General features: G+C 64.3%; 7 protein-coding genes and 1 tRNA gene. 2 read left to right on the forward strand and 6 right to left on the reverse strand.

Annotated elements, in window-relative coordinates; all coding sequences use genetic code 11:
• Positions 1-111: 111 nt before the first annotated feature.
• The 5 genes from rodA to ACEWQZ_RS09645 are packed head-to-tail and all read right to left on the reverse strand — an operon-like array spanning position 112 to position 5,475.
• Positions 112-1,215 (reverse strand): rod shape-determining protein RodA, encoded by a 1,104-nt coding sequence (gene rodA / locus ACEWQZ_RS09625; protein ID WP_476482878.1) that lies wholly within the window; start codon positions 1,213-1,215, stop codon positions 112-114.
• Positions 1,212-3,038 (reverse strand): penicillin-binding protein 2, encoded by a 1,827-nt coding sequence (mrdA, locus tag ACEWQZ_RS09630; RefSeq protein WP_476482879.1) that lies wholly within the window; start codon positions 3,036-3,038, stop codon positions 1,212-1,214. The genes rodA and mrdA overlap by 4 nt, the downstream gene beginning before the upstream one ends.
• On the reverse strand, positions 3,035-3,523 hold the full coding sequence (mreD, locus tag ACEWQZ_RS09635) for a rod shape-determining protein MreD (protein ID WP_476482880.1): 489 nt from the start codon (positions 3,521-3,523) through the stop codon (positions 3,035-3,037). The genes mrdA and mreD overlap by 4 nt, the downstream gene beginning before the upstream one ends.
• Positions 3,520-4,410: a rod shape-determining protein MreC gene (mreC, locus tag ACEWQZ_RS09640; protein WP_476482881.1), complete on the reverse strand. Its 891-nt coding sequence runs from the start codon at positions 4,408-4,410 to the stop codon at positions 3,520-3,522. Before mreC ends, mreD begins: the two co-directional genes overlap by 4 nt.
• 18 nt (positions 4,411-4,428) lie before the next feature.
• Positions 4,429-5,475: a rod shape-determining protein gene (locus ACEWQZ_RS09645; protein WP_476482882.1), complete on the reverse strand. Its 1,047-nt coding sequence runs from the start codon at positions 5,473-5,475 to the stop codon at positions 4,429-4,431.
• 225 nt (positions 5,476-5,700) lie between these two features.
• Between ACEWQZ_RS09645 and ACEWQZ_RS09650 the strand changes: the two genes are divergently transcribed.
• Both ACEWQZ_RS09650 and ACEWQZ_RS09655 read left to right on the forward strand, forming a co-directional pair.
• Positions 5,701-6,642, forward strand: coding sequence for a carbohydrate kinase family protein (locus ACEWQZ_RS09650; RefSeq protein WP_476482883.1), 942 nt, complete (start codon positions 5,701-5,703; stop codon positions 6,640-6,642).
• Between the two features lie 84 nt (positions 6,643-6,726).
• Positions 6,727-6,803, forward strand: a tRNA-Met gene (locus tag ACEWQZ_RS09655).
• A gap of 189 nt (positions 6,804-6,992) precedes the next feature.
• Here the strand turns inward: ACEWQZ_RS09655 and ACEWQZ_RS09660 are convergent.
• A complete protein-coding gene (locus ACEWQZ_RS09660; RefSeq protein WP_476482884.1) occupies positions 6,993-10,043 on the reverse strand; it encodes a type I restriction endonuclease subunit R in 3,051 nt (1,016 codons plus the stop codon).
• Between the last annotated feature and the right edge of the window lie 127 nt (positions 10,044-10,170).

A 10,170-nucleotide genomic window follows, 5' to 3' on the forward strand; every position in this document is an offset into this window, starting at 1 on the left:
TGTCTAGAGAATATAGAGGCCCGGGTAAAGAAAAAGTTTGCACCCGACTCGCCGACCATGAATTCTACAACCTTTCCTCACGGGCACTCGCTGCGTGATCTAAGGCATTTCTCAGGCCATGAATCTTCTGCGGCTGTAAAGCCCCATCACCAGGCCGAATCCGGCCAGCAAGGTGACCGCCGAAGTGCCGCCGTAGCTGATCAGGGGCAGCGGCACGCCGACCACGGGCAGAGCGCCGGACACCATGCCGACATTCACGGCCACGTAGACAAAGAACATGAAGACCATGGCACCGGCCAGCAGACGCCCGAAAGCGTTACGGCACTGGCCGGCGAGGACTGTCGCGCGGAGAATGATGGCGGCATAAAGGACCAGCACCGCCAGCACGCCGACAAAGCCCAGCTCCTCGGCGAGCACGGCAAAGATGAAGTCGGTATGCGGCTCGGGCAGAAACTCCAGGTGCGACTGACTGCCCTCGAGCCAGCCCTTGCCGGACAGGCCGCCGGAACCCACTGCAATCTTCGACTGGATGATGTTCCAGCCCTCGCCGAGCGGATCCCGCTCGGGGTCGAGAAAGGTGCGGATGCGATCCTGCTGATATTCGTGCAGGTTGATCCAGACCAGCGGAGCAGCGGCCGCCAGCGCTGCAGCCAGCCCGAGAATCAGGCGCCACTGCAGGCCGGCCAGAAACAGCACGCAAGCACCGCTCATGCCGACCAGCACCGCTGTTCCAAGGTCGGGCTGGACCACGATCAACCCGACCGGCACGAGAATCAGCGCCACCGCCAGCAACACGGTGCGCCAGCCCGGCGGCAGGGGCTGACGATCGAGCATTGCCGCCAGCACCAGCGGCAGCGCGAGCTTCATCGCCTCCGAGGGCTGAAAGCGCAAGACGCCAAGGTCGAGCCAGCGCTGCGCACCCCGACCGACCCCGAACAACTCCACCGCCACCAGCATCAGCAAAACGGCGGCAAACAACAGCGGTGCCCACGTCTTGAGCAGACGCGGCGGCAGCTGCGCAACGGCGACCATCACCCCCAGGCCGAGACCCAGCCGCAGCCACTGACGCCAGACCAGCGCCAGGCTCTGTTCGCCGGCCGAGTACAACACCAGGCTGCCCAACCCCATCAACAGCAGCAACAGCCCCAGCAGCCAGGGGTCCAGCCGCAGCCGGCGGAGCAGGCCGGCCAGAACGCCACCGCCCGCGGTCGTCACAGCCCGGCCTCCAGGGCGGCATTCATGACCCTGGCGGCAATCGGCGCCGCCACGCTGGCGCCACCGCCGCCGTGCTCGGCCACAACCGTCACCACCAGCCGCGGCGCATCGGCCGGGAAAAACCCGGTGAACAGAGCATGGTTGCGCAAGAACTCGGGGAGCTCGTCGCCCGTGCGCTCGTCGCGCCGGGTTTCGTCGTCGGGCCGCCCGAATACCTGCGCAGTTCCGGTTTTGCCCGCCAGGTGCTGATCAAGATCGCGGGCAATGGCGCGCGCGGTGCCCCGGGGGCCGTGGACAACCGCCTCCATGCCCTCATGAATGGCCTGCCAGTGCGAGGGCTTGCGCTGCACCATCTGCACCGCTTCGCGCTCGCCGAACAGCGCCGGCGCGGCCGTTTGTCCGCGGCCGGCGAGCGCCGCGGTGGCGTGAGCCAGCTGAATCGGCGTGACCACGGTAAACCCCTGCCCGATACCGGTAATCACGGTCTCGCCCGGAAACCAGGCCTGGTTGAAGGTGGCCCGCTTCCACGAGCGCGTCGGCAAAATGCCGCTGCTCTCGCCGGGCAGATCCAGATCAGTGCTCCGACCGAAACCGAACAGCGCCAGCTCTCGGGAGATGCGGTCGATCCCCAGCTCCACGGCCAGCCGGTAGAAGTAGGTATTCACCGACTCGGCCAGCGCCCGCTCCAGATCAACGCGTCCATGCCCTCCGGCCTTCCAGTCGCCGTAGGTGCGACTGTGCCCGGGCAGGCGAAACTGCCCGGTGGAGAAAATTTCCGTACTCGCCGTCACGACGCCGGCATCCAGCCCGGCCAGCGCAATGAAGGGCTTGATGGTTGAGCCCGGTTCGTAGCCGCCGGAGAGCACCCGATTGAACAGCGGCCGCTGTCGATGGCTGAGCAGGCGGTTGTAGTCGGCATGGCTGATGCCGTGAACGAACAGATTGGGGTCGAAGCCGGGCTTGCTCACCAGCGCCCGCACCCGCCCGGTGGCCACCTCGATGACCACGACAGCGCCGGCAAACTCGCCCAGGGCCTCATAGGCGGCACGCTGGACATCAAGATCGACGTTGAGCCGAAGATCTTCTCCCGGCTGCGAGACCTGACGCTCGAGCACCCGCAGAACCCGCCCCTGGGCGTTGGTTTCAACCCGCTCGTAGCCCGGCGAGCCGTGCAGCCGCGACTCGTACCTGCGCTCGATGCCGGTTTTGCCGATATGCGTGGTGGCCCGATAACGATCAGCCTCGAGGCGCTGCAGATCACGACGATCCACACGTCCGACATAGCCCACCAGGTGCGCCATGAGCTCGCGGTGGGGATAGTCGCGCGTCAGATAGGGCTCGATATCGACACCCGGCAGGCGATGACGGTTGGCGGCCAGCCGTGCCACCTCGCGATCGTCCAGGGTCCCCTTGAGCGTGATCGATTCGAACGGCCGCGAGCGGCTTTTCTGGCGCTCGAAGTGGCGTCGCTCATCGTCGCTGACGGGCACCAGGTCGGCTACTTTCGCCAGCGTGTCGTCCAGGCTGGCGGCCCTTTCCGGCACCACCACAAGACGATAGGCGGGCCGGTTTTCAGCCAGCACCCGCCCGCGCCGGTCCAGAATCAGGCCGCGATTGGCCGGCAGCGCGCGCAGGCTGACCCGATTGTCGTCGGCGCGGGCCGCATACTGCTCGTGATCGCCCAGCTGCAGCAGACCCAGCCGCAGCCCCAGCAAAGCGAAAACGGCCAGCATGAGCGCAGCCAGGATCCACAGCCGGCGATCGACCAGCGCCAGCGTGGCCGGCGAATCGCCCATTCCCGAACTGGCCACCCTGCGCCTCATGTTCGGCGCCGGCGCTCTTTTTGCCGGAAAGCATCAAGCAGCAGGAAAACCCAGGGCCACAGCAGCATGCCCACCACGGGCGCCAGCCACCACGGCCAGCTGGGCCAGCGGTCGCCCACCAGCCCGATGATCCACAGCTGCACGATACGGTCGTTGAACAGCAGCAGCATGACCACCCCGGCCTGCTGCCAGGGCGGAAAGAAGCGAATACGATAGCGAAAGCGCTCGACCAGGTAGCTGATGATCAACAGGCTCAGGGCATGCTGCCCCAGCAGCGAGCCGGTCAGCACGTCAAGGACCAGGCCGCCGAAAAAAGCCTGACCAAGATCACGCAGGCGGCCGGCTTCGAGGTTCCAGTAGATCAGCACCAGTGCCGCCCAGTACGGACGCGCGGCGGATACCGCGTCAGGCAGGGGCATGAGCGTCAGCGGCAACACCAGTGCCAGCGACAGCGCCAGCGTCCAGTTGGCGTGGCGCCGCCTCACGGGCTGTCGTCCGCGTGCGGTTCGCTGTCCGCCGACGACGGTGGATCAGCAACGTCCACCACCAGCACGTGGCGGGCGCGATCAAGGCGGGCAACCGGCCGTACCACCGCGTTGGCAAAGGCTTCGCCGACCGGGCGCGATACCGACTCGACTTCGGCAACCGGCAGCCCGGGCATGAACGCGCCGCCAAGCCCCGAGGTCACCAGCATGTCCCCCGCCTGCAAATCGACATTCATGGGCAAATCGGTCAAACGCAGCTGGTTGATGCGACCGGAACCGTAGGCCACCGTCCGCAGCCCGGTACGCTGCACGCGTACCGGCAGCGCATGATCCGGATCGGAGATCAGAATGACCTGAGCAACGCTCTGGCCGGCCTCGGCGACCTGGCCCATCAGGCCGAAGGAGTCCATTACCGGCTGCCCGGCTTCGAGGCCGTCGCGGCGACCGCGATTGATGACCACCCGATGGGCCCAGGGATTGAGGTCGATATTGATCAGCTCAGCCGATTCGAAGGTCGAAGTCAAGCGGCGCGACGCACCCAGCAGCGAGCGCAGCTCGGCATTGTCGCTGCGCAGGGCCTCCAGCTCGACCAGGCGCGCCCGGCTTTCCTGCTGCTGGTGTTCAAGCGTGGCGATCCGGTCGAGCAGATCATGGCGCTCGCGCAGGGTCTCGCCCACGCGCCGGCCAAAGTTGAACGGCGCCTCGACCAGCAGCACGATCGGCTCCATGGCGCGCCATGCCAGGCCATGCAGGGAGTCGACATAGCGCCCGCGGTAGTCGAGCGTCATCAAAACGATGGCGAGCAGGCCGTAAAACGTCAGCCGGACAATGCGTGCAGCCGCTTCGCCGTCGATCGTTGCCGGCCATGATCCGCCACCCGAGGTCACAAGGCTTGCACCTCAGAGTCAGCTGGCAAAAAAGAAATCGCCCTTGTTCTTGTCCATCAACTCAAGGGCCCGGCCGCCGCCGCGCGCCACGCAGGTCAGCGGGTCGTCGGAAATGATCACCGGCAGGCCGGTCTCTTCCATCAGCAGCTTGTCGAGGCCGCGCAGCAGCGCGCCGCCGCCGGTCAACACGATGCCGGTCTCGGCAACGTCGGCACACAGCTCCGGCGGCGTCTGCTCCAGCGCGGTCTTGACCGAACCGACGATGCTGGCCAGCGCCTCGTTGAGCGCCTCGAGCACCTCGTTGTTGTTGAGAGTGATCATCTTGGGCACACCCTCGGCCAGGTTGCGGCCCGAGATCTGGATTTCGTTGGTCTCATCCTGCTGGTGAGCGCAGCCGATTTCCACCTTGATGCGCTCGGCCGTGGACTCGCCGATCAGCGTGCCGTAGGAGCGCCGCACGTAATTGGTGATGGCCTCGTCGAAGTGGTCACCGCCCACGCGCACCGAGTTGGAATAGACGATGCCGTTGAGCGACAGCACCGCCACCTCGGTGGTGCCACCGCCGATGTCAAGCACCATCGAGCCGCGCGCTTCGTGAATCGGAATGCCGGCGCCGATGGCTGCCGCCATCGGCTCTTCGATCAAGAACACCTCGCGCGCACCCGCGCCCTCGGCCGATTCCTTGATGGCACGCCGCTCCACCTGGGTGGACGAACAGGGCACGCACACCAGCACGCGCGGACTCGGGCGCAGAAAACGCGATGCATGCACGTGCTTGATGAAGTGCTGCAACATCTGCTCGGTCATGTTGAAGTCGGCAATCACGCCGTCCTTGAGCGGGCGGGTGGTGCGGATATTGCCCGGGGTGCGGCCCAGCATCTGCTTGGCCTCGGCGCCCACTGCGGCCACCGTCTGCGGCCCGCCCGGGCCGCGCTCCATGCGCACGGCGACCACGGAGGGCTCGTTGAGCACGATGCCCTGCCCGCGCACGAAAATCAGGGTATTGGCCGTGCCCAGGTCGATGGACAGGTCATTGGAGAAAATGCCGCGTAAGCGCTTGAACATGATGAAAGAAGGTACCGTCGGAGCGGGTCACGAAAAGACCGCCTAATGTAGCAATGCCAGCGCCGCGCGGCAAGCACGGGATGCAGGCAACAGGCCGGATACCGAGGGCCGACACGACAGCCGCACAACCGCTGGCTGGCGGCAACAACGCCGACACCTCAATCCGGGCACAGGTTCATTACAATGGGCGGCTGGTCAATCACTCAAACCCTTCAAGGAACCCTCATGTCCGTGCTTATCTGCGGCTCGCTGGCCTACGACAACATCATGGTCTTCCCGGAGCGCTTCAAGGATCACATCCTTCCCGACAAAACCCACATGATCAACGTCGCCTTCATGGTCCCCGAGCTGCACCGCAACTTCGGCGGCACCGCCGGCAACATCGCCTACAACCTGCACCGGCTCGGCGGCAATCCGCTGCCCATGGCGACCGTGGGCGCGGACTTCGACGACTACGCGCGGCGCCTTGAACGACTCGACATCAGCCAGGACTTCGTGCGCACACTCGACGACTTCTGGACGGCCCAGGCCTACATCACCACCGATCTGGACGACAACCAGATCACCGCATTTCACCCCGGCGCCATGAACGAAGCACACTGCCAGGCGGTACCCGAAGACCGAGACATCGCCTTCGGCATCGTCTCGCCCGACGGCAAACAGGCCATGCTCGACCACTCCGAGCAGTTCAGAAAAGCCGGCATTCCGCACATCTTCGACCCGGGCCAGGGCTTGCCGATGTTCTCCGGCGAAGAGCTGCAGCGCATGATCACCAACGCCGACTGGCTGGCGGTCAATTCCTACGAATGGGAAATGCTCAAGAACAACACCGGCTGGACGCACAACGACATCACCTCGCGCCTGTCCGGCGGCCTGGTGATCACCCACGGCGGCGAAGGCTCCGAGCTGTGGACAGCCGACGGCAACACCCACATCCCGGCGGTCAAGCCCGAAAAGATCATCGACCCCACCGGCTGCGGCGACGCCTATCGCGCCGGGCTGCTCTTCGGTCTGGAGCGCGGCTGGGACCCGGTCGACGCCTGCCGCCTGGGCTCGATCCTCGGCGCCCTCAAGATCGCCGAGTCGGGGCCGCAGAACCACGACTTCACCATCAATCGGGTTGCTGAACGTTTCGAGAGCGAATTCGGACGACCGCTGCCGCAGTAAGCACCATCCGCGCATGGCGCACATCCGGGCCGGTCAGCGCTTGACTTTCGCCGCCACAGCGGCAAAAATACTCGGCCCTCGCGTGGCTACGTAGCTCAGCTGGTTAGAGCACAGCATTCATAATGCTGGGGTCGGTGGTTCGAGTCCACCCGTAGCTACCAAATTTCGGCTTGTTTTTCAGCAAGTTACTTCGCCGGCGGCTTCCACCTTAATGCCGCCGGCGAAGCTTTGTGCCCATTCTGTGCCCAAACTGTGCCCACCGCATCGAAGCCTCCCCGTACAAGGCTTCTCAAGCGACCCCAGCACTCAACCTCTTTCTGTGCCCATACAGCCTGTGGCGGACCGATCCCCTACGTCCACTGATCTGCCAATCTTTCTGCCTGCTTGAGCACGTACTCCACGGCCTCTTCCTGCCCTTCCGGCGGATACCTGTAGCGCCTCAGAAGCACCTTCACCTTACGCATGATCTTGGCCCTGGTACTTTTACGCCGGGTCCAGTCGATGGTCACGCTTTCGCGGATCTGGCGGGTGAGTTCGATGGCCAGTTCCCGCAACACGTCGTCGGCCATCCCGGCGCGGATCTCTTCCTCATTCCATAGCAGAGCGCCGTAGAAGGCGAATTCCTCGTCCGTCATGCCCTCCGGTGGGCCGTCGTCGCGCATCTGGCGGGCAATTTCGATCAGCTCTTCGATGACCTGGGCGCTTTCGATGGACCGATTCCGATATTTGGTCAGGGCGCTATCCAGCAGCTCGCTGTATTTCTTCTCCTGCTGGATATGCGTCTTGCCGCGCAGCCGGATCTTGTCTTCCAGCAGGCGCTCCAGCAGCTCGGCGGCCAGGTTGCGCTGGGGCAGCTTGCGCACGTCCTCGAGGAATTCATCGGAGAGGATGCTGATATCCGGCCGCTCGATCCCGGCCAGCTTTTGCACGTCGACCACCTCACCGGCAACCACGGCCTCACTCAGCAGCTGCTTGAGCGCCAGCTCGCGGTCTTCCCGAGTCTGGCTGGCCTTCGTGCCCGTGTGCTTGACCAGAAGCGCCCTGACGCCCAGCAGAAAGCCGATTTCCTCGGCCAGCTCGGCAACGCGGTCGTCGGCCCCGGCCATCGCCTGGGCCTTGGCCAGCACGGTGGCGTGGGTGACGAAATCCTTGATGGCGGCGTTGTGTCTGAGATCGTCCTGGTCGGCGCTCTGGCGCTGGCCAAGCTCGGCGATATGCTCCATGGCTTCCCGCATGCGCGGCAGCGGATTGCTCCGGAAATCCGCGTAATCCACGCCATACAGCATCTTGCGCAGAATTTCGATCTTTTCGCTGACCAACAGCACCGCCTGGTCGACATCGACAACCGGCTGGCCCTTGCCGGCCGAGCGGGTGTATTCGCCAATGGCGGCTTTTAGCTGCGGGGCGATGCCGATGTAGTCCACCACCAGCCCCGCGGGCTTGTCGCGAAACACGCGGTTGACGCGGGCAATGGCCTGCATCAGGTTGGCGCCTTTCATCGGCTTGTCGATATAGAGCGTGTGCAGGGGCGGCGCGTCGAAGCCGGTCAGCCACATGTCGCGCACCAGCACGATCTTGAGATCGTCGTCCGGATCGCGCAGGCGATTGCCGATCTGGTCTTTCTGCTGCTTGCCGGTATGGTGGGCGCGCAGTTCGGGCGGATCGGTGGCGCTGGCGGTCATGATGACCTTGATCGCGCCCTCGCCCGGCTCCTCGCTGTGCCACTCGGGTCGGCGCTCGATGATCTTGTCATACAGAGCGGCACAGGCCTGCCGGCTCATACACACGGCCATCGCCTTGCCTTCCAAGGCCGCCAGGCGTTTGTCAAAATGGGCCAGTAGATCATTGGCCAGACGGTCAAGGCGCTGATCGGTCGTGGCCAGCGCTTCAAGCTGCGCCCATCTGGAGCGTTCGCGGTTGGCCATCTCGAGTTCCAGCCCTTCGGTGGCTTCTTCGACCTCTTCATCGAGCGCTTCGGGGTCGAACTCGCCTTCCAGCGGGATCATGCGCGACTCGTAGTAAATCGGCACCGTCGCGCCGTCGGTCTGGGCATCCTCGATGTCGTAGATCGAGACTTCATCGCCGAACACCGCCCGGGTGTCACGCTCTGCCGTGCTGATAGGCGTTCCGGTCAGGCCCAGCATGGTCGCATTGGGCAGCGCATCGCGCAGGTAGCGGGCGTAGCCCCATACGACCTTGCCGCGGGCATCATCCCTGTCTTGCACGACCCGCGCCTTCAAGCCGTACTGCGAGCGGTGGGCTTCATCGGAGATCACGACGACATTGTGACGATCGGTCAGCACCGGGTAGTCGCCACCACGCTCGTCGGGGCTGAATTTCTGAATGGTGGTAAAGATGATGCCGCCCGAAGCGCGGTTGTCGAGCAGGCGCTTGAGATCATCGCGCGACTCAGCCTGCTCCGGATCTTCGCCCAGCAGGTCGGCAGCCTGGCCAAAGGTGCGGAACAGCTGCCCGTCCAAGTCGTTGCGGTCGGTGACCACAACAATCGTCGGGTTTTTCATCTGCGGGTGCTCCATCAGGATGCCCGCGTAGAAAGTCGCCGACAGCGACTTACCCGAACCTTGCGTGTGCCAGAACACCCCGCCTTTCTTATCCCCGGCCGGCTCGGCGGCCTCCAGCGTGCGGGCCACCGCTGCGCGCACGCCGTGGAACTGGTGGTACTGGGCGATGATCTTGGTGGTGTGCCTGTCGGTCTGGAACACGACAAAATCGCGAAAGTACTCAATCAGATAATCATGCCGGCACAGGCCGCGAATCAGGATTTCCAGCGGCATCATACCCGCTGGCCGGTCCTGTTCGTTGTCGACGACACGCCAGTGCAGAAACCACTCGCGCGGGGCCGTCAGCGAACCCAGACGGGCCTCGTTACCGTCGGCAATGACACAGGCCAGATTGGTCTCGAAGAGTTGGGGAATGTCGTCCTTGTAGGTTTGGATCTGACGCCAGGCCGTCCACACATCCGCATTGGCATCAGCCGGATTCTTGAGCTCGAACACCAGCAAAGGGATGCCGTTGACCAACAGCACAATATCCGGGCGCCGCGGCTGCTTGCTGCCGCGCACGGTGAACTGATTGACCGCCTGGAAGCGATTGGCTGTCGGGTCGTGCATGTCGATCAGGCGCACATACTCGGTGCGTTCCTCGCCACCGGCCTGGAAGGTGACTTTCAGACCGTTGCGCAGCCACTTGTAGACTTTGCGATTGCGCGAGACCAGGTCGATCGCATCGGCCTGCCTGAGAGTCGTAATCGCCTCATCCACAGCCTGCCGCGGCAGATCAGGATTGAGGCGCAGCGCTTGATCGAACAGCACCGCATCCAGATAGGCGCCGTCCCAACTCTCGCGTAGCGGGCCATCGCAGCCCGGCCGAGCTACGATCAAATCTGGTGTATGAGCTGACTTGAAAGCGGCGGCAACCCCTGCTGAAATTAGAGATGACGAAGTCACTGATTTCAGACAAGGAGAATGCCGCCATGAGCAACGATACGACAGTTCCATTCCTGAATCC

It is taken from the genome of Wenzhouxiangella sp. YN1, assembly GCF_056324145.1.

Excerpts from the sequence above, each read along its gene's own strand:
- mrdA (WP_476482879.1), bottom strand. The coding sequence starts at position 3,038 with ATGAGGCGCAGGGTGGCCAGTTCGGGAATGGGCGATTCGCCGGCCACG.
- ACEWQZ_RS09645 (WP_476482882.1), bottom strand. The coding sequence starts at position 5,475 with ATGTTCAAGCGCTTACGCGGCATTTTCTCCAATGACCTGTCCATCGAC.
- ACEWQZ_RS09650 (WP_476482883.1), top strand. The coding sequence starts at position 5,701 with ATGTCCGTGCTTATCTGCGGCTCGCTGGCCTACGACAACATCATGGTC.